17 protein-coding genes are annotated in these 25,287 nt (G+C 74.3%); 6 read left to right on the top strand and 11 right to left on the bottom strand.

Annotated features, from left to right (window positions below; all coding sequences use genetic code 11):
• Positions 1-114: 114 nt before the first annotated feature.
• Complete coding sequence (locus TBIS_RS03475) at positions 115-1,611, bottom strand: hypothetical protein (protein ID WP_050760422.1); 1,497 nt, start codon at positions 1,609-1,611, stop codon at positions 115-117.
• Positions 1,612-2,677: 1,066 nt separating this feature from the next.
• Here TBIS_RS03475 and TBIS_RS03470 point away from each other — a divergent pair.
• Positions 2,678-7,525, top strand: coding sequence for an FtsK/SpoIIIE domain-containing protein (locus TBIS_RS03470; protein ID WP_013130951.1), 4,848 nt, complete (start codon positions 2,678-2,680; stop codon positions 7,523-7,525).
• 16 nt (positions 7,526-7,541) lie between these two features.
• On the opposite strand, the gene TBIS_RS03465 is transcribed toward TBIS_RS03470, so the two are convergent.
• Positions 7,542-7,814 (bottom strand): WXG100 family type VII secretion target, encoded by a 273-nt coding sequence (locus tag TBIS_RS03465; protein ID WP_013130950.1) that lies wholly within the window; start codon positions 7,812-7,814, stop codon positions 7,542-7,544.
• Between the two features lie 535 nt (positions 7,815-8,349).
• On the opposite strand from TBIS_RS03465, the gene TBIS_RS03460 reads away from it, so the two are divergent.
• Both TBIS_RS03460 and TBIS_RS03455 read left to right on the top strand, forming a co-directional pair.
• The gene (locus TBIS_RS03460; protein ID WP_013130949.1) at positions 8,350-10,095 is read left to right on the top strand and encodes an acetyl/propionyl/methylcrotonyl-CoA carboxylase subunit alpha; all 1,746 of its coding nucleotides are present in this window, start codon (positions 8,350-8,352) and stop codon (positions 10,093-10,095) included.
• Positions 10,096-10,335: 240 nt separating this feature from the next.
• Positions 10,336-11,802, top strand: a complete 1,467-nt coding sequence (locus TBIS_RS03455) for a hypothetical protein (RefSeq protein ID WP_013130948.1) — start codon at positions 10,336-10,338, stop codon at positions 11,800-11,802.
• Between the two features lie 570 nt (positions 11,803-12,372).
• Here TBIS_RS03455 and TBIS_RS03450 read toward each other — a convergent pair.
• Positions 12,373-13,764 (bottom strand): NAD(P)H-quinone dehydrogenase, encoded by a 1,392-nt coding sequence (locus tag TBIS_RS03450; protein ID WP_013130947.1) that lies wholly within the window; start codon positions 13,762-13,764, stop codon positions 12,373-12,375.
• 139 nt (positions 13,765-13,903) lie between these two features.
• On the opposite strand from TBIS_RS03450, the gene TBIS_RS03445 reads away from it, so the two are divergent.
• From TBIS_RS03445 to TBIS_RS03435, 3 genes are read left to right on the top strand one after another with little or no spacing between them, the layout of a single operon-like run.
• The gene (locus tag TBIS_RS03445; RefSeq protein ID WP_041431922.1) at positions 13,904-14,356 is read left to right on the top strand and encodes a gamma-glutamylcyclotransferase family protein; all 453 of its coding nucleotides are present in this window, start codon (positions 13,904-13,906) and stop codon (positions 14,354-14,356) included.
• Between the two features lie 30 nt (positions 14,357-14,386).
• Positions 14,387-15,190: a purine-nucleoside phosphorylase gene (locus tag TBIS_RS03440; protein WP_013130945.1), complete on the top strand. Its 804-nt coding sequence runs from the start codon at positions 14,387-14,389 to the stop codon at positions 15,188-15,190.
• Between the two features lie 16 nt (positions 15,191-15,206).
• On the top strand, positions 15,207-16,844 hold the full coding sequence (locus tag TBIS_RS03435; RefSeq protein WP_013130944.1) for a phospho-sugar mutase: 1,638 nt from the start codon (positions 15,207-15,209) through the stop codon (positions 16,842-16,844).
• Positions 16,845-17,067: 223 nt separating this feature from the next.
• On the opposite strand, the gene TBIS_RS03430 is transcribed toward TBIS_RS03435, so the two are convergent.
• From TBIS_RS03430 to TBIS_RS03390, 8 genes are all read right to left on the bottom strand, one after another.
• Positions 17,068-17,670, bottom strand: a complete 603-nt coding sequence (locus TBIS_RS03430; RefSeq protein ID WP_158306174.1) for a PH domain-containing protein — start codon at positions 17,668-17,670, stop codon at positions 17,068-17,070.
• The gene (locus TBIS_RS03425) at positions 17,658-18,746 is read right to left on the bottom strand and encodes an adenosine deaminase (protein ID WP_013130942.1); all 1,089 of its coding nucleotides are present in this window, start codon (positions 18,744-18,746) and stop codon (positions 17,658-17,660) included. The genes TBIS_RS03430 and TBIS_RS03425 overlap by 13 nt, the downstream gene beginning before the upstream one ends.
• Before the next feature lie 69 nt (positions 18,747-18,815).
• Entirely contained in the window at positions 18,816-19,169 is a 354-nt protein-coding gene (locus tag TBIS_RS03420; RefSeq protein WP_013130941.1) for a cupin domain-containing protein, read from the bottom strand.
• Positions 19,170-19,312: 143 nt separating this feature from the next.
• Positions 19,313-20,599, bottom strand: a complete 1,287-nt coding sequence (locus tag TBIS_RS03415) for a thymidine phosphorylase (RefSeq protein WP_013130940.1) — start codon at positions 20,597-20,599, stop codon at positions 19,313-19,315.
• Between the two features lie 28 nt (positions 20,600-20,627).
• Positions 20,628-21,017 (bottom strand): cytidine deaminase, encoded by a 390-nt coding sequence (locus TBIS_RS03410; RefSeq protein WP_013130939.1) that lies wholly within the window; start codon positions 21,015-21,017, stop codon positions 20,628-20,630.
• Positions 21,014-22,276 (bottom strand): ABC transporter permease, encoded by a 1,263-nt coding sequence (locus TBIS_RS03405; protein WP_013130938.1) that lies wholly within the window; start codon positions 22,274-22,276, stop codon positions 21,014-21,016. The genes TBIS_RS03410 and TBIS_RS03405 overlap by 4 nt, the downstream gene beginning before the upstream one ends.
• A 268-nt stretch (positions 22,277-22,544) precedes the next feature.
• Positions 22,545-23,687, bottom strand: coding sequence for an ABC transporter permease (locus TBIS_RS03395; RefSeq protein WP_013130936.1), 1,143 nt, complete (start codon positions 23,685-23,687; stop codon positions 22,545-22,547).
• Positions 23,684-25,195: an ABC transporter ATP-binding protein gene (locus tag TBIS_RS03390; RefSeq protein ID WP_013130935.1), complete on the bottom strand. Its 1,512-nt coding sequence runs from the start codon at positions 25,193-25,195 to the stop codon at positions 23,684-23,686. Before TBIS_RS03390 ends, TBIS_RS03395 begins: the two co-directional genes overlap by 4 nt.
• Positions 25,196-25,287 lie beyond the last annotated feature (92 nt).

Raw genomic sequence — 25,287 nt, 5'->3', positions numbered from 1 at the left:
GCGCGTTCTGCGTCACACCGATCGACGCTCGGCACGGGTGGGCCGCACACGATTGGGAACCAGGAAGGGCAGTGATCGCGCCCGCAGGTGACACCCTGGTGCCACCGCCTACGGTCACGATCCAGACCGCCGGCCGGCCACACCGGGCGTTCCGGGCCACCGCTCCTCCTCCCGCGCCGCCGTACGGAACAGGTCGATGACCGCGGCGTAGTGCCCGCGCGGCAGGAGCTGCGCGGTGACCTCGAGCCCGAGCGCGTCCACCCGCGCCCGGCCGTCCTCGGTGATCTCCCAGGTCCACGCGGTGTGCGGCGCCTCGCCGGCGACCACGAACCCGTACGCCGGCCGGGGGCCCTTGACGAGCGGCGCCAGCCGGCGGATCTCCTCCGCGCCGGGCCGGATCGCGGAGAGGAGGTAGTGCCGGGGCCGCACGGGGTCGGCCGCCCGGCGGGCCGGCCGCCCGGTGAGCACGTCCTCGGCGGCGGCGGCCGGGTGCTCGAGCTCGCGGAGGACCTCGGTGAGGCTGCCCGCGACCCTGATCCGCCCCGGGGCGAGCTCGGCGAGCTCGGCGCCGAAGCCCACGAGCGTGATCCGCATGTCGTGGGACCAGCGGTTGGTCGCCAGCTCCACGGCGAGCGCCGAGAGGGCGGCCACCGTGTGCGCGCCGGTCAGCCCGATCACGCCCGGCGCCGCGTCGAGGTCGATGAGGACCCGGCCGCCGTGGCCGGTGCCGAGCGTGACGAGGCCCGGGTACGGGGCCGGGTGGCGGGAGAGGGCCGGTTCGTCGAGCCGTCGCCCCTCGTGCGCGGGTAACCGCCACACCTGTCCGCCGTCGCACGACTGCCAGGGACCCGGGGCGTCCTCGTCCGCCGGGTGGATCCACAGGTCGATCCCCTGGTGGGAGACGTGCACGGCGTGGATCGTGGGCAGGCGGCCGCCGCGTTCGGCGAGCAGCCCGCCGAGCAGGCGCAGGCCGAGGTCGAGCATCCGGCCGCCCGGTGCGTCCGCCCCGAGCCGGACGGCGGCCTCCACCGGGACCGCCTCCTCGCGGGCGGTGCCACGGCGGGACGCCCGCCGCCAGAGCCGCGTCAACCGGTCACGGTCGCGGACGGCGAGCCGGCCGGCGAGACGGTTCCCGGCCTTCTCCGGCGTACCGGACGCCCGGCCCGGCCGGCGACGCCTGGCCCGGCCCACCGGGGATTCCATCTGATCGACGCTCGCCTCACCCCGGTCGGGCGGGACGGCCACCTCCGATCCGGGCACCGGCGAGGTGCGCTGCGCGGCCGGGGCCGCAGCGGCCGTTCCGAGGCACCCGAGCACGGCGGAGACCAACCGGTTCGCCACGTCCTGAGCGCCGCCCGCGAGGGGGACCCGGACCGGAGCGCCGGTGCGGAGCAGCCCGGCGTACACCTCGACCAGCACGCAGACGAAGAGCTGGAACCAGGCGAGCCAGAGCACCAGCACGATGATCGCGGCGACCGTGCGCCACCCGGCCGCGTGGACGAGCGCCTCGAGCAGCCGCGGGGAGAACGGCGGCCCGGCGAACCTGAGCAGCGCGTACGGCACGCCCCCGATGAGCCCGATCAGCGCGAGCAGCGCGCCGATCCCGGCCATGGCCTCCCGTACGGCAGGCCGCGGGGGGATGTGGACCGCCCGGCGGCCGCGCCACCACTCCGGCGGGGAGGGCGGCGGGAACGGCCGGGACTCCGGCGGCCGCGGCCCGGTCCCCGGGCGCGCGCCCCATCGGTCTGCCCAGCCCGGCGGCCGGGCGCTCTCCCAGCCGGTCCGCCGGCTCGACGCGGATGGCCTCATGTGCCGCAGGCCTCCACCCTCTTCGCCGCGAACCCGGGAAACGTCAGGCGGCGCGCCCGGCGAGGACCGATGGCCGCCGCAGCGCACTGGGACGCCCGCCGGCCGGGCCGGCCGGCGGTGGGCCGGGCGTCACACCGGTCCGCGCCGGGATGGGCCGGACCGCGCTCGCCGGGCCGCCACGTCATGCGCGGCCGTACCGGTTCGCTCCGAATCTCCCGCCCTCCCTGGTGCTCGGGGAATTCTCGCGGCTCCGTTCCGGTAAGACGATGTCCTTCCGTTGAGAATGGCTCTGCCAATGGAACCGGTCTGTCATCATATCCCCGGCGATCCGGGAGCGAAATCAACTCCATGATCCACGACCACCACCTATCCGGCCATATCCCACAAACGAGCGTTAATGAATATGCGATTTGGGGCGATTAACGCGCTTTCGTGCACCGGCACGGCGGAACGGAGGCGGAGAGCCGCGACCGCCGGCGGCCCGGCCGTCCTCGCCCGCCTCGATCGGGGCCAGGCCGGAGCGTGCTCACCACCTCGATCGCGGCCGGCCCGGGCCGTGCTCAGCGCCTCGATCACGGCCGGTCCGGCCGTACCCAATTGCGACGGCGCTCCGCGGGATGCCCGCGCATACCCTGCTCACAGGGGGCACATCCGGAAATCACCGGTATTCCACACAAACGGTTCCGGCGACCACCGATCCGGATTTCGCCCCATTCCCGGAGGATCACCGCGGATGGGGCCACCGAATATTCGGCCGCTGCCACTCGACCGGCCGCCCCATTTAATGACTTAACAGCCGATATCAGGCTCACGCCTGAAAAAGAGCCCACTTTCGTACTGAATCCGCCGGAACCGATCGAGGAGCCATATGCGGGTCATGCTCACCGTCGTCCACGGCGACCGGGAACGCGAGGTGCTGGTCGAGGGCGACGAGACCAGCACGGTGGCCGAGCTCGCCGCCGCCCTCGGCCGGTCCCGCGCCGGCAACGTGGTACGGCTGGCACGCGCCCGGGCGCCCTACCGCCTCGACGGCGGCCCCGCGGACCACGCCCCGGAAGCCTCCGGGCTCTGGCTGGAAGGGCGGCGGCTCGACCCGGGCGCGGCCGTGTTCGGCCTGCTCCGCGACGGCGACCGGATCGCGACGGACCCCCGGGCCGCGGACGCCACCGTGACCGAGGAGCCCGACGGGCTCGCCGAGCTGCGGGTGATCGGCGGGCCGGGGGCCGGGGCGGTCCACCGGCTCGGCCTCGGCAGCTACTCGCTCGGCGCCGACCCGGCGTGCGCGATCACCGTGCCCGATCCGCTGCTGCCCGCGGCCGCCGCGGTGGTCCGCCTCACCCCGGCCGCGGTCACCGTGGAGCCGGCCCCCGGCGGTGAGCCGGTGGCGCTGCTCGACGGCGAGCCGGTGACCGCCGCGGTGCCGTGGCCGGAGGGGGCCGTCCTCACCTGCGGCGCCTCGGCGTTCGCGGTCGGCCCGGTCGAGCCGCCCGACGCGCACCTCGACCCGCTCCCCGGCGGCGGGCTCGCCTACCACCGCCCGCCCCGGCTCGCCCGCCCGGCCGGTGAGCGACGGATCGTGGTCCCCGCCGAGCCGGGGCGCCCGGAAGGGGCGCGGCTGCAGCTCCTCGCCACGTTCCTCCCCGCGGTGCTCGGCGTGGTGACCGCGCTGGTCTTCCGGCAGTGGTACTTCCTGCTCTTCGCCGCCGCCTCCCCGCTCATCGCGATCGGGCAGTGGGCGAGCGACCGCCGGTACGGCCGGAAGCGGTACCGGCAGGCGCTCCGGGAGTACCGGGAGCGGATGGCGGCCTTCGAGGAGCGGGTCGCCGCGGCGGTCCGGGCGGACGAGGCGGAGCGCCGGGCCGCGGCGCCGGATCCGGCCGAGGTGCTGCTCACCGCGGTGGGCCCGCGGCGGCGGCTGTGGGAGCGGCGCATGCACGACCCCGACGCGCTGCGGCTACGGGTGGGCCTCGCCGACCTGCCGGCCGCGATCGAGTTCCGGCCGGAGGCCGGCCCGGCCCAGGACGCGGCCCTGCCCGAGCCGCCGCTCAGCCGCGACGTGCCCGTCACCCTGGACCTGCGGCGGATCGGCGTGGCCGGCGTGGTCGGCCCCCGGGCGGCGGCGCTCGGCTGCGCCCGCTGGCTCGCCGGCCAGGCGGCCGCCCTGCACAGCCCGTACGACCTGGCGATCGTGGTGCTCTCCGCCCACGGGGACGGCGCCGAGGAGTGGAGCTGGGTCCGCTGGCTGCCGCACTGCGCCCCGGCCGCGCGCGGCGGCCGCTTCCCCGCCGATTGCGTCGCGCTCATCGGGGCGGACCCGGAGGCCGCCGCCCGGCGCGCCGCCGACCTCGCCGCGCTCGTGGCCGAGCGGCTCGGCGAGAGTGAGGCCGGGCCGTACGAGGGGATCCGGCGAGGGCCGCGGCCGGCCGGGCACGCGGCGGGAGGCCCGGGGAACGAGCGGCATGAGCCGTTCACCGGGCACGGCGAGCGGCCGTTCGAGGTGCTGGTCGTGCTCGACGGCGCCCAGGTGCTCCGGGGCCTGCCCGGCATGCCGCAGGTGCTCCGGCGCGGGCCGATGGCCGGGGTCTACACGATCGCGATCGAGGACGACGAGCGGCTCCTGCCCGAGGAGTGCACGGCGGTGCTCTCCTGTGCGGCCGACGGCACGGTGCGGTTCGACGGCGGCGGGCCGGAGGCGACGGCCGGGATCCGGGCCGACCGGGTGTCCCCGGCGTGGGCCGACCGGCTGGCGCGGGCGCTCGCCCCGCTCCGCGACGTGAGCCGGGAGGACCCGGCCGCCGCCCTCCCCGGGTCGGTGCGGCTGCTCGACCTCATCGGCCCGGCGGACCCGGCGCGGATCGCGGCCGGCTGGGGCCGGACCACCCGGGCGGTGATCGGGGTGGGGCCGGACGGGCCGTTCGAGATCGACCTCGCCGAGGACGGCCCGCACGCGCTCATCGCCGGGACCACGGGTTCGGGCAAGTCGGAGCTGCTGCAGACGCTCATCTGCTCGCTCGCCGTGGCCAACCGGCCGGACGAGCTGACCTTCGTGCTCATCGACTACAAGGGCGGGGCGGCCTTCAAAGAGTGCGTACGGCTCCCGCACACGGTGGGCATGGTGACCGACCTCGACGGCCATCTCACCCAGCGGGCCCTGCGATCGCTCGCCGCCGAGATCCGCCGGCGGGAACGCCTGCTCCTCGCGGCCGGGGCGAAGGACATCGGCGAGTACCACCGCCTGCGCGCCTCCGCGGGCGCCCGGGCGGCCGGGTGCCCCGATCGGCCGGTCCGGTCGCCGGAGGACGGGACGGCCCGCGAGGCGGGGCCGCACCCCGCGGGCGGCGGGCCCGCCGGCCCGGCCGGGGGCACGCCCCTCCCGCCGCTCCCCCGGCTGGTGCTGATCATCGACGAGTTCGCCACGCTCGTCGCCGAGCTGCCCGACTTCGTCGCGGGCCTGGTGGACATCGCCCGGCGCGGCCGCTCCCTCGGGGTCCACCTGATCCTCGCCACCCAGCGGCCGGCCGGGGCGGTGACCCCGGACATCCAGGCCAACACCTCGCTCCGGATCGCCCTCCGGGTGACGGACGCCCGCGAGTCGGCCGACGTGATCGACGCGCCGGACGCCGCGCGCATCGCCCCGGCCACCCCGGGCCGCTGCTACGTCAAGGCCGGGTCCGCCCCGCCCGTGGCGGTGCAGGCCGCGCGGGTCGGCGGCCGGGCGCCGCGCGGCACGGAGCACCCTTCCGGCGAGGTCCGGGTGATCGACCTGCCGTGGCGGGCGCTCGGCCACCCGCCGTCCGCCGGGGCGGCCGCGGCGGAGGAGGCCGCGGAGACCGATCTTTCGCTGCTCGTCGGCGCGGTCCGCGCGGCCGCCCGCGGTATCCCGCCCCAGCCCAGCCCGTGGCCGCCCCCGCTCCCGGACCGGGTGGTGCTCTCCCTCCCCGGCCTCCCGGAGCCCGGCCCGGCGGATCCGCAGGTGGAGTGGATCCCCGCGGCCCGGCCGTACCGGAGGGGGATCGAAGAGGTGCCGCCGCTGCCGTACGGGCTGGCCGACCTCCCGTGGGAGCAGCGCCGCACCCCGCTCCTCCTCGACCTGCCGCGCAGCGGCCACCTGCTCATCGCGGGTACGGCGCGGAGCGGCCGGTCCACGGCGCTCCGGACGATCGCCGGGGCGATCGCCGCGTGGGCCTCCCCCGAGGACGTGCACGTCCACGCGATCGACTGCGGGTCGGGCGCCCTGCTGCCGCTGGCCTGCCTCCCCCACTGCGGCGCGGTGGTCACCCGGGAGGAGGCCGACCGGGTGGAGCGCCTGCTCAACCGGTTACGCGGCGAGGTCGCCCGCCGGCAGCGGCTCCTCGCCGAGGCGGGGTACGCGTCGCTCGCCGAGGCCCGGGCCGCGGCCCGGGCGCGGGCCGCCGGAACCGGCGCATCCGGCTCCCCCGGGGCCGGCACCTCCGGTGCCGCGGCGACCGGCTCCTGCGGCGCCGGGGCCGGGCCGTACGGCGAGGACGGGACCGGCGCCGGGGAAGAGGCCGGCCGCCTGCCCTGGCTCGTGCTCCTGCTCGACCGCTGGGAGGGGTACGTCGCGGCCTTCGACGGCCACGACTACGGCCGGCTGCTCGACGAGATGCTCCAGCTCCTCAGGGAGGGCCCGGCCGTGGGCCTGCGGGCCGTGGTCACCGCGGACCGGTCGGGCCTGGTCGGGCAGATCTCCACGGTCTTCGACGAGCGGCTGATCCTGCGGCTCGCCGACCCGTCCGACTACGGCCTGGCCGGGCTCCCCAGCCGGGACCTGCCCGGGTCGATGCCGCCGGGGCGGGCGCTCTCGATCGGTGAGCACGGCCTGGTGGAGAGCCGGATCGCGCTCCTGGCGCCCGATCCGTCCGGCCAGGCCCAGGTCGCCGCCCTGCAGGAGCTGGCCCGCGGCGCGGCCGCCCGGTTCGGCGGGGACCCGGCGCGCCCGGGCGCGTGGGCGTGGCCGTCGGAGCCGCCGCTGCGGGTGGACGCGCTGCCCGCGCGGATCACGGCCGAGCAGGCGATGCGGCTGGATCCGTCGTTCACGCCGCCCTCCCCGCTGTGGGCGCTGCTCGGCGCCGGGGGCGACGCGCTCGCCCCGATGGGGATCGACCTGCAGGCTCAGGGCCCGGCCGCGGTGATCGCGGGACCGCCCCGGTCCGGGCGGTCGTCCTGCCTGCTCACCGCCGCCCGGTCGCTGCTCGCCCAGGGCACGCCGGTGCTCGTGGTCACGCCCCGGCGCAGCCCGCTCCGCGGCCTCGCCGGGGAGCCGGGGGTGCTCGCCGTGCTCGATGGGAGCGCCCAGCCGGTCACGGCGGACGGGCACGGCTGCTCCGGGCCGGTGGACGCGCTCGCCGTGGTCGCCGGGCGGGAGCCGTACGCGGTGCTCGTCGACGACGCCGAGCTGATCTCCCCCGACTCCCCGCTCGGCCTGGCGCTCGAGGAGATCCTCCGCACCGGGCGGGACGGCGGGCACGGGATGCTCATCGCCGGGTCGACCGCGGACCTGTCCGCCGGGTACCGGGGGTTCGCGGCCGAGGCGCGGAAGAACCGGACCGGGCTGCTGCTCGGGGTGCAGGGCCCCGCCGACGGGGACCTGTTCGCCATCCGGCTGCCGCGCACCGGGGCGGGCGGCCCGCCGGGGCGCGGGTGGCTGGTCTCGGCGGGGATCGCGGTCCCGATCCAGGCCGCGATCCCCGGGTGAGGCGGGCCGGTGCCGCCTACCGGGTGGCGGCCTCGATGTTGCCCCGGTAGGAGTTGATGACCCGGGCCGCCTCGTGCAGCTCGTCGGCCATGCGGTGGAACGCCGACCGGTAGCTCTCCCAGGCCTCGCGGAAGCGCTGCGCGCCGGGACCGGTCCACGCGGTGCCGACCTTGGCCGCCTCGCGGTCGAGGGCGGTCATCGTGGCGCGGACCTGATCGGCCTGCCGGCTGAACTGGGCCGCCATGTTCTGCATCTCCGCCAGGTCACCGCCGAGCAGGTTGCTGGTCATCGCGTCACTCCTTCGTCCCTTCGTCCACGAAAAGAAACCGGCCCCACTGTAAATCCGCGATCATTTCGAGGAACGGTTCATGCCGAGTCGTTATATGGGAATGTCGCCTGATGAACCCCGGCGTCGAGCCCGCGGGGATCATTTTTCATCACGTTCTCGATCTCGAAATGAAATGTCGGCATTCAAGAGCCCTGCCCCTTCGTTCGTTTTCTTCCCGCCGGGGTGGCTCACCGGGGATCCCGTTCCGGGCGGGAAACGGCGGGCCCACCGGGCCGGGTCTGGCGGCGGAACGGCCCGGCTCCCTATCGTGTGATCGCGTCACCCTTGCGCCGGGCCCTTTCGCACGGCACCGTACGGCGGGGCGGCACCGGGACGGCGGCCCGGGGCGCCGGGGCGGCCGCGGGCCCTGGCCGAACCGGAGGGCACGCACGTGAACCGGCCCTGCGCGCATCCGGCGGGGCGGCCGTAATCGATGAATCGGCGGGCGCTTACACTCCAGAAGGGCTCACGGCCTGAGAAGGAAGGAATCACGGCGGTGCAGAAGGTCCTGATCGCCAACCGTGGCGAGATCGCGGTACGGATCGCCCGCGCTTGCAAGGACAATGGGCTGACGAGCGTGGCGGTGTACGCCGACCAGGATCTGGACGCGCTCCACGTCCGGGTGGCCGACGAGGCGTACGCACTCGGCGGGCAGACCCCCGCGGAGACCTACCTCAACATCGGCAAGCTCCTCGCCGTGGCCCGGGAGTCGGGAGCGGACGCCGTGCACCCCGGTTATGGGTTCCTCGCCGAGAACGCCGACTTCGCCCAGGCGGTCCTGGACGCCGGGCTCATCTGGATCGGGCCGCCGCCCGCCGCGATCAACGCGCTCGGTGACAAGGTCAAGGCCCGGCACATCGCCCAGCGGGTGGGCGCACCGCTCGTCGCCGGCACCCCCGACCCGGTCAGCGGGGTCGAGGAGGTGCTCGCCTTCGCCGAGCGGCACGGCCTGCCCATCGCCATCAAGGCGGCGTACGGCGGTGGCGGCCGCGGGCTCAAGGTGGCCCGCACCATGGAGGAGATCCCTGACCTGTACGAGTCGGCCGTCCGCGAGGCCGTGACCGCCTTCGGCCGTGGGGAGTGCTTCGTCGAGCGCTACCTCTACCGCCCGCGCCACGTCGAGACCCAGTGCCTCGCCGACCGGTACGGCAACGTCGTGGTGGTGAGCACCCGGGACTGCTCGATCCAGCGCCGCCACCAGAAGCTCATCGAGGAGGCGCCCGCGCCGTTCCTCACCGAGGAGCAGCGCGAGCTGCTCTACTCCTCCTCCAAGGCGATCCTCCGCGAGGCCGGCTACGTCGGCGCGGGCACCTGCGAGTTCCTCGTCGGCCAGGACGGCACCATCTCCTTCCTCGAGGTCAACACGCGGCTCCAGGTCGAGCACCCGGTGACCGAGGAGGTGGCCGGCATCGACCTGGTGCGGGAGATGTTCCGCATCGCCGACGGCGAGCCGATCGGGTACGACGACCCGGTGCTGCGCGGGCACTCCATCGAGTTCCGGATCAACGCGGAGGACCCCGGCCGCGGCTTCCTGCCCGCCCCCGGGACGATCAAGACCATGCGCCTGCCGGGAGGCCCGGGCGTCCGGGTGGACTCCGGCTACGAGGCCGGCCAGAGCGTGCCGCAGGCGTTCGACTCGCTCATCGCCAAGCTGATCGTGACCGGCGCGACCCGCGAGCAGGCCCTGCAGCGGGCGCGGCGGGCGCTCGCCGAGTTCGAGATCACCGGCATGCCGACCGTGCTGCCGTTCCACCGGGCCGTGGTGAACGACCCGGCCTTCACCTCCGAGCCGTTCTCCGTGCACACGCGCTGGATCGAGACCGAGTTCGTCAACGAGATCCCGCCGTTCGACGGGGAGATCGAGACCGCCGAGGCCCCGGAGCGCGAGCGGATCACGGTCGAGGTCGGCGGCAAGCGGGTGGAGGTCGTGCTGCCCGCCGGGCTCGGCAAGGCCGGCGGCGGGCCGAAGAAGGCGCCGCGGCGGGTCGCGCAGAACAGCGCCAAGCGGGCGGCCGGGGGCAGCGGCAACGCCCTGGTCAGCCCGATGCAGGGCACGATCGTCAAGGTCGTCGCCGCGGAGGGGGACCGGGTCTCCGCCGGGGACACGGTCGTGGTGCTCGAGGCGATGAAGATGGAGCAGCCGATCACCGCCCACAAGGACGGCACGATCACCGGCCTGTCCGTCTCGGTCGGCCAGTCCATCGCCTCCGGCGCGGTGATCTGCGAGATCAAGGACGAGTGACCGGCCCCGGCCGCGCCGCCCGCCGGCGCCGCCCGCCGGCGCCGCCCCGTGGGCCGTCCCAGGTGCCCGGTGAGCGTCGTCCCGGGTGCCCGTTGAGCGTCGTCCCGGGTGCCCGGTGAGCGGCCGCCCGCCGGGCCGCGCAGCCGTGCCCGCGGTCGTGGGGTCACCGGATACGGTTGCGGTGATGAGGAACGTTCTCGCGTCCCCGTTCGTCCTGGAGGGCGAAGGAGGCTTGAAGCCGTGACCAGCAACAGACCCCTAGGCCCGGTCAGGGGCGCCGTGGTGGCGCTGCTCGCGGGCCTATGCGCATTGCTCTTGCCGTCGGCCGCGTGGGCCGCCCCCGCGCCCGACCCGGCGACGGTGCTCGCCTCGTGGCGGAACGGCGACCCGCTGTTCGTGCAGAGCGGGGCCCCGCTGTCGGCGAGCGACCAGGAGGGCATCCGCAACGCCCTGAAGGACGCCAAGACCAAGATCTACGCGGTCGCCTTGCCCGACGGGACGATCACGACGAGCCAGCAGGCCGGCTCCTACATCACCTCACTCGGCCAGGAGCTCGCGAAGGCGGGCCGGCCCTCGGCGACCGTCGCGGTGATCGACGGGACCACCCTGTTCGCCGGGTCGAGCGCCCTCCCGAAGGGCGCGGCCGGGCGGATCGCGAACCTCGCCGCCGCCAACAACTCCGGGAACCCGGTCGCCGTGATGCAGGACTTCGTGGCCCGGGTGGACGCGTTCGCGGCCGGGAACCGCAACGAGGCCCTGCGGCCGGGGAGCCTGGCCGGCGGCGGCGATGACGGCGGCGGGGATGACGGCGGCGGCACCGGCGGTCTCCTCGCGATCCTCGGCCTCGCGGCCATCGGCGGGGGCGGGATCTGGCTGCTCGCCCGCCGCAACAAGCGCAAGCGCGAGGAGCAGGAGGCCCGCGAGCTCGCCGCGGTGAAGCAGACGGTCGAGGAGGACGTCACCAAGTTCGGTGAGGAGATCACCGCCCTCGACATGGACGTGAAGATGCTGCCGCAGACGGCGGACACCACCGCCGACTGGCAGCGCGCGCTCGACGCGTACGAGCGGGCCAAGGCCGAGCTGGCCGCCGTCCGGCGTGCCGACGACCTGCGCACGGTGACCGCCACGCTGGAGGAGGGCCGGTACGCGCTCGCGTGCGTCAAGGCGCGGGTGAACAACGAGCCGCTCCCCGAACGGCTTCCCCCGTGCTTCTTCAACCCGCAGCACGGTCCCTCTGTGCGCAAGGTCCAGTGGGCTCCGCCCGGTGGCATGGTCCGCGAGGTCCCCGCCTGCGCGGCCGACGCCGACGCCGTGGAGCGCGGGCTCACCCCGCAGATGCGCGAGGTCGTCGTGGACGGCCACCGCCGGCCGTACTGGGACGCGGGCCCGGCCTACCAGCCGTACGCCTACGGCTACTACGGCGGCTTCGGCGGGGACCTGCTCACCGGCATGCTCGTCGGCACCATGCTCGGCTCCGCGATGGGCGCCGGCTGGGGCCTGGCCGCCGGCCTCGCGAGCGGTCTCGGCGGTGACTCCGGCGGCGGCGGAGGCGGTGACTGGGGCGGCTCCGGTGGCGACTGGGGCGGCTCCGGCGGTGACTGGGGCGGCTCCGGTGGCGACTGGGGCGGCTCCGGCGGTGACTGGGGCGGCGGCGATTGGGGCGGCGGCGACTTCGGTGGGGGTGACTTCGGCGGCGGAGACTGGTGACCCCCGGCCGGCCCTGACGTCTCCAGGAATCCGGTGACCCCGTGCCCCCCGGTGCGGGGTCACGTGCTTTTCCGGCGGCTTCCAGAGCGGTCCCCGCGACCTCCGGGGCGGGCCTGTCAGGGCGATGTCCCTCCCGTGGCTCCGGGGCCGCGGGCACGGCGATCACGGCCGCGGTGTTCTGCATGGCTTCGCCGCCCCACCGGCGTCCGGCGGGGCTCGCTGCGACCGGCCATGGGCGATCCGCAGGCACGGTGGCCCGGGTTCACCGGCGGGGGGCGGCCCATTCCCCGCACCGGCCCCACGGAGGCCCGGGATCGCGCGGTCCCGCCATCCTGGCGGCCGATGGCCACGTCCCCCGGAGCCGGTGGACCGGGATCGAGCCGAGCTCTGCTCTGGCCGCTCGGTACGGAAAGCCCACAATGTCCGCTAGGCCGCGTCCAAGCCGTAGGTCTCGGATAAGGGCCGGGGCCGTACGTCACGTCAAGGCCGGGGCCGTACGTCACGTCAAGGCCGGGGCCGTACGTCACGTCAAGGCCGGGGCCGTACGTGCGTCAGAGGGCCGTACGCGCGTCAGAGGAAGGCCGCCTCGCGGGACATGAGCCGGCGGGCGGCCTCGGTGATCGAACCGGAGAGCGAGGGGTAGACGGCGAAGGTGTGGGCGAGCTGGTCCACGGTGAGCCGGTTCCGCACCGCGGTGGACACGGCGAGGATCAGCTCCGACGCGCGCGGCGCCACCACCACGCCGCCCAGCACGATGCCGGTGTTCGGCCGGCAGAACAGCTTCACGAACCCGTCGAGGAACCCCTGCATCTTCGCCCGCGCGTTGGTGGCGAGGGGCAGCTTGACCACCTTCGCGTCCACCTGCCCGGAGTCGACCTGCCGCTGGGTCACCCCCACGGAGGCGATCTCCGGGTCGGTGAAGATGTTGGACGCGACCGTGGCCAGCCGGATCGGCTCCACCGCCTCGCCGAGCGCGTGCCAGACCGCGATCCGGCCCTGCATCGCGGCGACGGACGCGAGCATCATCACCCCGGTGCAGTCCCCGGCGGCGTAGACGCCCGGCGCCGAGGTCCGGGACACCTTGTCGACCTCGATGAACCCGTTCCGGTCGAGCCGGATGCCGTTGTCCTCCAGCCCCAGGCCGGCGGTGTTCGGGACCATGCCGACGGTCATGAGGCAGTGGGTGCCCTCGGCGACCCGGCCGTCCTCCAGGGTGACCACCACCCCGTCGGCGGTGCGCCGGACCGAGGCGGCGCGCGACCTGCCGAGGACGTTCATGCCGCGGCGGCGGTAGACGGCCTCGAGCACCTCGGCGGCGTCGGCGTCCTCGTTCGGCATCATCCGGTCGCGCGAGGAGATCAGCGTGACCTCCGAGCCGAGCGAGCGGTACGCGCCCGCGAACTCCGCACCGGTGACCCCGGAGCCGACCACGATCAGGTGCTCGGGCAGCTCGTCGAGGTCGTAGAGCTGCCGCCAGGTGAGGATGCGCTCCCCGTCCGGCTCCGCCCCGGGCAGCACGCGGGGGTGGGCGCCGGTGGCCACGATGACCACGTCCGCGCGGATCGTCTGATCTCCCACCCTGATCCGCTGGGGGTCGACGAGCCGGCCCCTGCCCTCGATGACGTCGACGCCCTCGGCGGCGAGCCGTTTGGCGATGTCCTCCGACTGCGCGCGGGCCAGCTCCTTCACCCGCCGGTTCACCAGAGGCATGTCGGCGAGCACGTGCCCGGCGTCGCCGTCGGGTCCGCCGCTGAACCGGACGCCGAGGGAGGCCGCGTCGAGCAGGGCCTGCTTGCGAACAGAGGTGGCGATCAGCGTCTTGGACGGCACGCAGTCGCTGAGCACGCACGCGCCGCCGGGGCCGTCCTGTTCGATGACCGTGACCTTCGCACCGAGCTGCGCGGCGACGAGCGCCGCCTCATACCCCCCCGGACCGCCACCAATGATCGCAATCCTCGTCACGAAACCTATTCTTCCGTATGGCCCATAACGACATGACAGCGTGGTTCGCACCACCATATCCCGGCCGGCGTACCACCAGCTCATGAGCGGTATCGCGGTCCTCCGGCGCGACTTCGGGATCTTGGATTACGCTTTTGCCGTGCCTGTTTACGCGGCCTATGGCAGCAACATGGACCCCAAGCAGATGGCGGAGTGGGCCCCCCACTCGCCCATGCGCGGGACGGGCTGGATCATGGGCTGGCGGCTCACCTTCGGCGGCGAGGACGTCGGGTGGGAAGGCGCCCTGGTCACCATCGTCGAAGACCCCAACGAGCAGGTCTTCGTGGTGCTCTACGACGTGCCCGAGTGGGACGAGGCCTCACTCGACCAGTGGATGGGCAGCGACCTCGGCATCTACCGGAAGCTCCGGCTCCGGGTCGCGACGCTCGACGGAGACGTGCTCGCCTGGACGTACGTGCTCGACAGCTATGAGGGCGGCCTGCCGTCCGCCCGCTACCTCGGCATCATCGCGGACGCCGCCGAGAAGGCCGGCGCACCGGACGATTACGTGTATCAGCTCCGCACCCGCCCGTGTAAGAAGCTGGGCGACTGAACGCCCGCGGGGTTCTGTACCCTCAGCAGGGTGACGAACGATCCTTACCAGCTCGCCGCCGAGTCCGCGGCCATCCTGCGCGAGCGCGCCGGGCTGTCCACGGTTGACGTCGCCCTCGTCATGGGCTCGGGCTGGGAACCGGCCGCCGCCCGGATCGGGGAGACGATCGCCGAGTTCCCCGTGACCGAGCTGCCGGGCTTCGCCCCACCGGCGGTCCCCGGGCACGCGGGCAAGGTCCGCGCGGTCCGGACCGGCGGCGGGCGCACCGCACTGATCTTCCTCGGCCGCACCCACCTCTACGAGGGCCGGGGCGTGGAGCCCGTGGTCCACGGGGTGCGCACGGCCACGGCGGCCGGAGCGCGGGTGGTCGTGCTCACCAACGCCGCCGGCGGCCTGCGCCCGGAGACCCAGCGGGTCGGCACGCCCGTGCTGATCAGCGACCACATCAACCTCACCGGCGCCAACCCGGTCACCGGCCCGAGGTTCGTCGACCTCACCGAGGTCTACAGCGCCCGGCTCCGCGGCCTGGTCCGCGAGGTGGAGCCCGGCCTCACCGAGGGGGTCTACGCGGCGCTCCGCGGCCCCACGTACGAGACGCCGGCCGAGATCCGCATGCTCCGCACGCTCGGCGCCGACCTGGTTGGCATGTCCACCGTGCTCGAGGCGATCGCGGCGCGCGAGGCGGGCGCCGAGGTGCTCGGCATCTCCCTCGTGACCAACCTGGGCGCCGGGCTCACCGGCGAGCCCCTCGACCACGAGGAGGTACTCGCGGTCGGCCGGGCCACCGCGACCCGCATGGGCGACCTGCTCGCCCAGGTCGTCGAGAAGCTGTGACCCCGGGGAGCGCACGGTGACCTCGACGGACCTCGTCTCCCTCGCCCGGGAGTGGCTCGACCAGGACCCGGACCCGGAGACGCGCGCCGAGCTCTCCGGAATCCTGAGCCGGGGGGACCTCGCCGCGCTCGCCGACCGGTTCGGCGGGACCCTGGAGTTCGGCACGGCCGGGCTGCGCGGTGAGCTCGGCGCCGGGCCCAACCGGATGAACCGGGTGACCGTCATGCGCGCGGCCGCCGGGCTCGCCCGCGTGCTGGGCCCGGGCAGGCACGTGGTGATCGGGTACGACGCCCGGCACAAGTCGGATGTGTTCGCCCGGGACACGGCCGCGGTGCTCACCGGGGCCGGGCTGCGGGCCTCGCTGCTCGCCGGTGCGTGGCCGACCCCGGTGCTCGCGTTCGCCGTGCGGCACCTCGGGGCCGACGCCGGGGTGATGGTGACCGCGTCGCACAACCCGCCGCGGGACAACGGCTACAAGGTCTACTGGGGCGACGGCCGGCAGATCGTCTCCCCGGTCGACCGGGAGATCTCCGCGGCGATCGAGACGGTGGGGCGGGTGGATGCGCTCCCGCTCGGCGACGGCTGGCGGACGGTGGAGTGGCCGGAGATCGTCGAGCCGTACCTCGAGGCGCTGCTGGGCCTCCCGCTCGGCGACGCCCGGGAGCTCTCGATCGCCTACACCCCGCTCCACGGGGTGGGCGGCGAGGTGATGGTGCGGGCCCTGGAGCGCGCGGGGTTCCCTCGCCCGGCCGTGGTGGACCGGCAGGCCGCGCCCGACCCGGACTTCCCCACGGTGGCGTTCCCCAACCCGGAGGAGCCGGGCGCGATGGACCTGGTGCTCGCCCTCGCGGCCGAGACCGGCGCGGACCTCGTGCTCGCCAACGATCCGGACGCGGACCGGTGTGCGGTCGCGGCCCGGACCCGGGAGGGCGCCTACCGGACGCTCACCGGTGACGAGGTGGGCGGGCTGCTCGCGGAGCACGTGCTGCGGCACACCTCCGGCGACCGGCTGGTGGCCACCACGATCGTGTCGTCCTCCCTGCTCGCGAAGATCGCCGCCGAGCACGGGGTGCGGTACGCGGAGACGCTCACCGGGTTCAAGTGGATCATGCGCGCGGGGCCGGGCCTGGTCTTCGGCTATGAGGAGGCGCTCGGGTACAGCGTCGGATCGGACGCCGGGCCGCCCGTCCTGGACAAGGACGGCATCGGGGCCGCGCTCACCATGGCCGCCGTGGCCGCCGCGGCGAAGCGGGAGGGCAAGACCCTCATCGACCTGCTCGACGACCAGGCCCGCCGGTACGGCCTGCACGCGACGAGCCAGCTCTCGTTCCGGGTGGCCGACCGGTCGCTGATCGCCAAGGCGGTGGACCGGCTGAACGCCGCGCCGCCGGTGCGGCTCGCCGGGCGCGCGGTGGAGTCGGCCGAGGACCTGGCGCAGGGGGTGGGCGGCCTGCCGCCCACGGCGGGCGTGCGCCTCCGCCTCTCCGGCGGCGCCCGGGTCGTGGTACGGCCGAGCGGCACCGAGCCGAAGCTCAAGTGCTACCTGGAGGTGGTGGTCCCGGTGCGCGGCGGCGACGTCGCCGGGGCGCGGGCGACGGCCGCCGCGGAGCTGGAGTTGCTCCGCAAGGACCTCGCCGCCGCCGTGGGGCTTTGACGCCGCTCGCGGGGTGCGGCCCCGTGCGGCCACACCCCGCCGTGGGCCGTGCACGGACTGCCGGAAGGACCTCGCCACCGGCCGGGCACGGTGAACCCACCGCCCGGTCCTGAGCGGACGGTGGCGGCGGCCCGCGCGCCGTGCGCCTCTCGGCCGCCACACCGCGCGGGCCGCCCGGCCTGGTTCGGGCGGCGCGCTCAGCCGGTGCAGGCGGGAACCGCGATCAGCCGGTGAGCGCGAGGACCACGATCAGCCCGGCGAGAAGGACCGCCGCCGCCACGGAAGCGAGCGCCCACCACGACCAGGTGACCGTGGTCTCCCCGGTGGACATGTCCCGCCGCTCGTCGCGCAGCGCGGTGAGCCATTCGGCCACCCAGTCGGCGTGGGTACGGCCGGCCGCCTCGGCGACGGCGCGCTGGGCCGGGGTGAGGTTCGGGTCCTTGGCGGCCTTGGCCGCCCGGGCCGCGGCCCGGGCGCGCTCCCGCGGCGACGCCTGCGGGGTCCAGCACCGGACCTTGGCCGGGCCCGACTGGAGGGTGATCGCGTCCGTCACCGTCACGGCGCCGAGGGCGTTCCACGGGATGTAGGCGGTGCGGAGCGGGTTGCGGACCCGGACCCCGCCGGCCTCGGCCACGATCGCCGGGCGGAGCGCGGTGAGGAAGACGAACACGGTGATGATGCCGAGCACGGCGGCGGCGATCAGCGCCGAGGGCATGGTGCCGCGCACGGCGAGGTCCCAGGCGTTCAGCAGGGCGAAGACGATCCAGGCCCAGCCGAACACCCAGGCCACCTTCGACCGGAAGACCGTGGGCTTCACATCCGCCACTTGAGCTGCGCGAAACCGGGCTTGATCACACCGTTGATCAGGGCGAGCCGCTCGTCGAACGGGATGAAGGCCGACTTCATCGCGTTCACCGTGAACCACTGCAGGTCGTCCCAGCCGTACCCGAACGCCTCGACGAGCTTGGCGAACTCCAGGGAGAGGCTGGTGCCGCTCATCAGCCGGTTGTCGGTGTTCACGGTGACCCGGAAGCAGAGCCGGCGCAGCAGGCCGATCGGGTGCTCGGCGATCGACTTCGCCGCCCCGGTCTGCACGTTCGACGTCGGGCACATCTCCAGCGGGATCCGCTTGTCCCGGACGTAGGCGGCGAGCCGGCCGAGCGTCACGGTGCCGTCGTCCGCCACGGTGATGTCGTCGATGATCCGGACCCCGTGGCCGAGCCGGTCGGCGCCGCACCACTGGATCGCCTGCCAGATCGACGGCAGCCCGAACCCCTCGCCCGCGTGGATGGTGAAGTGGGCGTTCTCCCGCTTGAGGTACTCGAACGCGTCGAGGTGCCGGGTGGGCGGGTACCCCGCCTCGGCCCCCGCGATGTCGAAGCCGACCACGCCCGCGTCGCGGTAGCGCACGGCGAGCTCGGCGATCTCCATGGAGCGCGCCTGGTGGCGCATGGCGGTGAGCAGCGTGCCCACCCTGATCCGCTGCCGCCCGTCGGGGCCGGTCGAGCCGATCCGGAAGCCCTCGAGGACCGCCTCCACGACCTCGTCGAGCGTGAGCCCGCCGTCGGTGTGCAGCTCGGGCGCGTACCGGACCTCGGCGTAGACGATCCCGTCGTCGGCGAGGTCCTCGGCGCACTCGGCGGCCACCCGGGTGAGGGCCTCCCGGGTCTGCATCACGGCGACCGTGTGGGTGAAGGTGTCGAGGTAGCGCTCGAGCGAGCCCGAGTCGGCCGACTCGCGGAACCATTCGGCGAGGTTGTCCGGGTCGGTGGAGGGCAGCCGGTGGCCGCGCTCGCGGGCGAGCTCGATGATCGTCTCGGGGCGGAGTCCTCCGTCGAGGTGGTCGTGGAGGAGGACCTTGGGCGCCTTGCGGATCTCCTCTAGCGTGGGCGTCTGCGTCATCCGCCCACCACACTCCGATCGGTCATTCGCCTAATCCTATTCCTCACTGGTCCCGGTGCACGGTATCCGTCACTCGTCCCGGTGCACGGTATCCGGCGAGAACGCGGGCAGGCAGACCGCGATGTACTCGGCCCCCGACGGGCCGGCGCTGTACCGCACCCGCTCCCCCGGCTCGCTGACGAACGCCTGCCCGGCCGAGACGACGTCCGTGCCCCCGGCGTGCTCCACCACGACCGAGCCCTTGAGCACGATCGTGTACTCGGTGAACTCCGGGGTCTGGGCCGGCTCGGCCCACCCGGGCGGCGCCTGCATGTGCGCGATGGAGACCCGGTCGTCGCCGGTGCCGACCCGGCCGATGTACTCGTCGATGATCTTCCCGCCCTCGGCGGGGATCCGGTGCGGCGCGTCGATCTTCTTCGCCATGCGGTTCAGTCTTTCAGGTCCGGGCGCGGCCGGCGGGCCGCGCCGTGCGATCGGTGTACGGGTACGGCCCGCCGCGCGGTCCCGCCGGTGCTCGCCGCGGGGCGTTCGAGGGCGGCGCCGTACCGCCGCCCGTGGCGCGGTCCCTATCCGGCGATCCGTTCGATGACGAGCGGGAGCAGGTCCGGGGTGCCGTTCTCCTCGATCGTGTACGCGCCCTCGAGCACCTGGAGCGCCCGCTCGAAGCGGGCCGGGTCGTCCGCGTGCAGGGTGAGCAGGGGCTGGCCGCGGGTCACCCGGTCGCCCGGCTTGGCGTGGAGGGTGACGCCCGCGGTCGCCGACACCGGGTCCTCCTTGCGGGCCCGGCCGGCCCCGAGCCGCCAGGCCGCCACCCCGACCGCGTAGGCGTCGAGGCGGGTGAGCACCCCGGTGGCGGGCGCGCTGACCACGGTGACCTCGTTGGCCTCGGGCAGCGGGGCGTCCGGGTCGCCGCCCTGGGCGCGGATCATGCGCCGCCAGACGTCCATGGCCGACCCGTCCTTGAGGGCCTGCTCGGGGTCCTTGGGGTTGGGCACCTGGGCGGCCTCGAGCATCTCCCGGGCGAGCCGTACGGTGAGCTCGACCACGTCGGACGGCCCGCCGCCGGCGAGGACCTCGACGGCCTCGGCGACCTCCAGGGCGTTTCCCACGGCCCGGCCGAGCGGGCGGTCCATGGCGGTGAGCAGGGCGACGGTGCGCACGCCCGCGTCCAGGCCGAGGTCGACCATGGTCCGGGCGAGCTCCCGGGCGCTCGCCACGTCCTTCATGAACGCGCCCGAGCCGACCTTGACGTCGAGCACGAGCGACCCGGTGCCCTCGGCGATCTTCTTGGACATGATCGAGGAGGCGATCAGCGGGATCGACTCGACCGTGCCGGTGACGTCGCGGAGCGCGTAGATCTTCCGGTCGGCCGGCGCCAGCCCGGCGCCGGCGGCGCAGACCACCGCGCCGGCGGTGCGGATGACCTGGAGCATCTCCTCCTGGGAGAGCGTGGCCCGCCACCCGGGGATGGACTCGAGCTTGTCGAGCGTGCCGCCGGTGTGGCCGAGCCCGCGGCCGGAGAGCTGGGGGACGTACGCGCCGCAGGCCGCCACGAGCGGGGCGAGCGGCAGCGTGATCTTGTCCCCCACCCCGCCGGTGGAGTGCTTGTCCGCGGTCGGCCGGTCGAGGGCGGACCAGTCCATCCGCTCCCCCGTCCGGATCATCGCCTTGGTCCAGTCCGCGATCTCCCGGCGGTTCATGCCGTTGAGCAGGATCGCCATGAGCAGCGCGGCCATCTGCTCCTCGGCCACCGCGCCGCGCGTGTATGCGTCGACCACCCAGTCGATCTGCGCGGTGGACAGCTCGCCGCCGTCCCGCTTGGTGACGATCACCTCGATCGCATCGAACCCCATGTCCCCTACCTCTCGCTCCGGTGCCGCACTAGCGGGACAGATCGTCCGGCCCGAAGGCGTACGGCAGCAGCTCGGCGAGCCGCCGCGGTCCTTCGGGGGTCTCGATGAGCAGGTCGGGCCCGCCGTGCTCGAGCAGGAGCTGGCGGCAGCGCCCGCACGGCATGAGCAGCTCGCCGTGCCCGTCCACGCAGGTGAAGGCCACGAGGCGGCCGCCCCCGGTGGCGTGCAGGGCGGAGACCAGGCCGCACTCGGCGCACAGGCCGAGGCCGTAGGAGGCGTTCTCCACGTTGCACCCGGTCACCACCCGGCCGTCGTCCACCAGGGCGGCGGCGCCCACCGGGAACTTGGAGTACGGCGCGTAGGCGTTCGCCATCACCTCGCACGCCGCGTCGCGCAGCCGCTGCCAATCGATCGTCATGTGGTCTGCCCTCTCCGATACGGAACACCATCGGCGGCCGGCATGCGCAGCCGCTGGGAGGCGAGCGCCAGCACCAGCAGCGTGGTGAGGTGCGGGGTGAACGAGGTGAACTGCTCAGGGACCACGTCGGTCACCGTGAAGGCCACGAAGATCACAACCGCCGCCGCCCCGGAGATGAGCGCCGCCCACCGGCGCCGCCGCACCGCGTGGTAGACCGCGACCGCGGCGAGGAGCAGCGTGATCACGAGCAGCAGCGCGTGCACCGAGACCCCGCCCTGCCGGAGCTGGAGCGCGTCGGTGTACCCGAACAGCGCGGCGCCGCCGGCGAGGCCGCCCGGCCGCCAGTTGCCGAAGATCATCGCGGCGAGGCCGATGTAGCCGCGGCCACCGGTCTGCCCGTCCCGGTAGATCTGCGCGGCCACGATCGACAGGAAGGCCCCGCCCAGCCCGGCGAGCAGGCCGGAGACCACCACCGCGATCCACTTGTACAGGTAGACGTTCACGCCCAGCGACTCGGCGGCCACCGGCCGCTCGCCGCAGGCTCGTAACCGCAGCCCGAACGCGGTCCGCCACAGCAGGAAGTACGACAGCGGCACGAGCAGGATGGCGAGCAGGGTGAACGCGGGCACGTTCTGGGTGATGCCCAGCAGCACCCCGGCGACATCCGAGACCAGGAAGGTGTGGGAGGCCTCGAGCGACCGCAGCGGCTCGCCGATCCACGGCACGCTCAGCGTCTCCATCGCGGGGAGCCGGGGCGACTGCTTGCTGCCGCCGCCGGGCATGCCCTCGAAGACCAGCTTGGACAGGTACTGGGTGAAGCCGAGGCCCACGATGTTGATCGCCACCCCGGAGATGATGTGGTCGACGCCGAAGGTGACGGTCGCGATCGCGTGGACCACGCCGCCGAGCGCCCCGCCGATCGCGCCGGCGATCACCCCGGCCCAGGGGCTGCCGAACTCCAGCGTGCCCCAGGCCCCGAACCAGGTCCCGAGGATCATCATGCCCTCGAGCCCGATGTTCACCACGCCGGCCCGCTCCGACCACAGGCCGCCGAGGCCGGCGAGCCCGATGGGCACGGCGAGGCCGAGCGCGGCGCCCACGGTGCCGGCCGAGGTGAGGTCGTCGGCCCCGGTGATCACGCGCGCCACCGCGAGCAGCACGATCAGCAACGCGATTCCGAGCAGCAGCGTCGGCCCGTTCAGCCGGAGCCGGCGTTCGGCCCGCTCCGGTTTGGCCACCGGCAGCTCCGTCGTGGTCACTACGGCACCATCTTTCTCACAGGCACCATCACGGTGCGGCCACCACCTTCGCCGGCACCGGCCGGCGGTCCGGCGACCGGGTCTCGGCCGCCGGGAACGTGATCGCCGGGGATGTCCACCGGCCGGGTGAGGATCATCGCGCCGCGCGCGGGCGCGCCCGGTACGGCCGGCCCGGCCGGGAGCGCGGGCCCGGCCGGGGCGCGGCGGCACGCGGCCGTCCCGCCGGGCGCCGGAAGCAGGAGTGTCATGTGCTCTCCTCGCCAGCCGCCTAGCGCGCGAGCGCGCCCGTCCCGGCCGCCGCGTCCTCCGCGCCGGACGCGCTCAGCTCCTTGCCGACCCGGCGCTGACCCGCGACGACCTGGTACCGGTGGACCAGCTCGTACGCGATGATCACCGACAGGACGGTCACGCCCTGCATGATCGCGACGATCTCCTTGGAGATGTCGAGGAGCTGGAGCGCGTCGGAGGAGTTGTCCAGGAAGCTCCAGAGCAGGGCGCCGAGCGCCATGCCCACCGGGTGGTTCCTGCCGAGCAGCGCGATCGCGATCCCGGTGAAGCCCAGCCCGGCCGGGAAGTTGTTGCTGTACCGGTACGAGCCGCTCAGCAGCTCGACCATGCCGATCAGCCCGGCCACGGCGCCCGAGACGGTCATCGCGGCGATGACCATCTTCTTGACGTCGACCCCGCTCGCCACCGCCGCGGTCAGGGACTGGCCGGTGGCCCGGAGCTCGAAGCCGAACCGGGTCCGGCTGAGCAGCACGTGGTAGGCGATGCCGAGGGCGACCGCGAGCACGAGGAACCCGGTGACCGGCAGGTCCGCCCCGGGGATGAGCGACAGCCCGGGCATCCGGGAGCCCTCGGGGATCGGGCGGGTCGCCATCTCGTTCCCGGTCACCACGCCGAGGTGGTTGATCAGCAGCCACGAGCCGAGGCCGGTCGCGATCGCGTTCAGCATGATCGTCGAGATGACCTCGCTGACGCCCCGGACCACCTTGAGCACGCCCGCGATCGCCGACCAGAGCGCGCCGACGACCACCGCGACCAGGATGACGAGCAGGAGGTTGAGCACACCGGGGAGGAGCGCCGCGCCGCCGACGCCGGCGGCCACCACCGCGGCCAGCCGGTACTGGCCGTCCACCCCGATGTTGAACAGGTTCATCCGGAACCCGATCGCCACGGCGAGCGCGGCGATGTAGTAATGCGTCGCCGTGTTGACGATGACGGCCATGGTGCGCGGGGCCGAGCCGTACTCGACGAGCGCGGAGAAGGCCGCCACCGGCCGGTGCCCGGCGATCAGCAGCACCGCCGAGGTGATCAGCGCGGCGAACGCGACTGCGAGCAGCGGGGCGGCGAAGGCGAGCCAGCCGCCGAGCCGTACCCGGCCGAGCGCGCGATCGAGAAAGGAAGTCACATGCCCTCCTCAGCGCCGGTCATGGCCGAGCCGAGCCGCTCGGGAGTCACCGTGGACGGGTCGATGTCCGCGACGATCCTGCCGCGCAGGATCACCTTGAGCGTGTCGGACAGGCCGATGAGCTCGTCGAGGTCCGCGGAGATCAGCAGCACCGCCAGGCCCTTGGCCCGGGCGGCCCGCAGGTGGTCCCAGATGGCCGCCTGGGCGCCGACGTCGACCCCGCGGGTCGGGTGGCTGGCGATCAGCAGCACCGGGTCGCCGCTCATCTCCCGGCCCACGATGAGCTTCTGCTGGTTGCCGCCGGAGAGGGCGGTGGCGTGGACGTCGATCCCGGGGGTGCGGACGTCGTACTCCCGCACGATCCGCCGGGTGTCGGCGCGCGCGCCCGCCCGGTCGAGCCAGATGCCCCGGCGGCCCTTGACGTTCGGGCGGCGGGTCTGGTGGCCGAGGATCCGGTTCTCCCAGAGCGGCGACTCGAGCAGCAGGCCGTGCCGGTGCCGGTCGGCCGGGATGTAGCCGATCCCCGCCTCGCGCCGCCTCCGGGTGGGGTACTCGCTGATGTCCGTGCCGTTCAGCACGATCCGCCCGGTGGACGGGCGGATGCCCATGAGCGCCTCGACCAGCTCGTTCTGGCCGTTGCCCTCCACCCCGGCGATGCCGAGGACCTCGCCCTTGCGGATGTCGAAGCTCACGTTGTCGACGACCACCCGGCCGTCCGGGTTGCGCACGGTCAGGTCCCGCACGGAGAGGACCGTGACGTCGGTGACCGTGGACTCGCGCGTCTCCGGGCTCGGCAGCTCGCCGCCGACCATCAGCTCGGCGAGCTGGCGGGCGGTCACCTGCTTGGGGTCGACCGTGGCGACGGTGGTGCCGCGGCAGATCACCGTGATGGCGTCGGCGACCCGGAGCACCTCGTCGAGCTTGTGCGAGATGAAGATGATGGTCAGGCCCTCGCGGACCAGGCCGCGCAGGTTCTCGAAGAGCTCGTCCACCTCATGGGGGACGAGCACGGCCGTGGGCTCGTCGAGGATGAGGATCCGCGCGCCGCGGTAGAGGACCTTGAGGATCTCCACGCGCTGCCGGTCGCCGACGCCCAGCTCCTCCACCGGGACGTCGGGCCGGATGCCGAGGCCGTACGCGTCGGAGATCTCCTTGATCTTCTTCCGGGCCGCGGCGAAGTCGATGGCGATGCCGCCCCGCCGGGGTTCGCTGCCGAGGATGACGTTCTCCAGCACGGTGAGGTTGTCGGCCAGCATGAAGTGCTGGTGGACCATGCCGATGCCGGCGGAGATCGCGTCGGCGGGGCTGTGGAAGCCGACCGGCGACCCGTTGATCCGGATCTCACCCTCGTCGGGGCGCTGCATGCCGTAGAGGATCTTCATGAGGGTGGACTTGCCGGCCCCGTTCTCCCCCACGATCGCGTGGATCTGGCCTTTCGCGACGCGGAGGTGGATGTCGCGGTTGGCGACGACCCCGGGGAACCTCTTGGTTATCCCGACAAGCTCCACCGCAGCAGGTTCCGTCGCGGTGGAAATGACCGCCTCCTCCGTGCGGAGTCCGGGTTGATCATCAGTGACGGGAAGGGCCGTGGGGACCGGGG

Origin of the sequence: Thermobispora bispora DSM 43833 (assembly GCF_000092645.1) — a bacterium.
Taxonomy (GTDB): domain Bacteria; phylum Actinomycetota; class Actinomycetes; order Streptosporangiales; family Streptosporangiaceae; genus Thermobispora; species Thermobispora bispora.
This window is presented reverse-complemented; position numbering and strand designations above follow the sequence as displayed.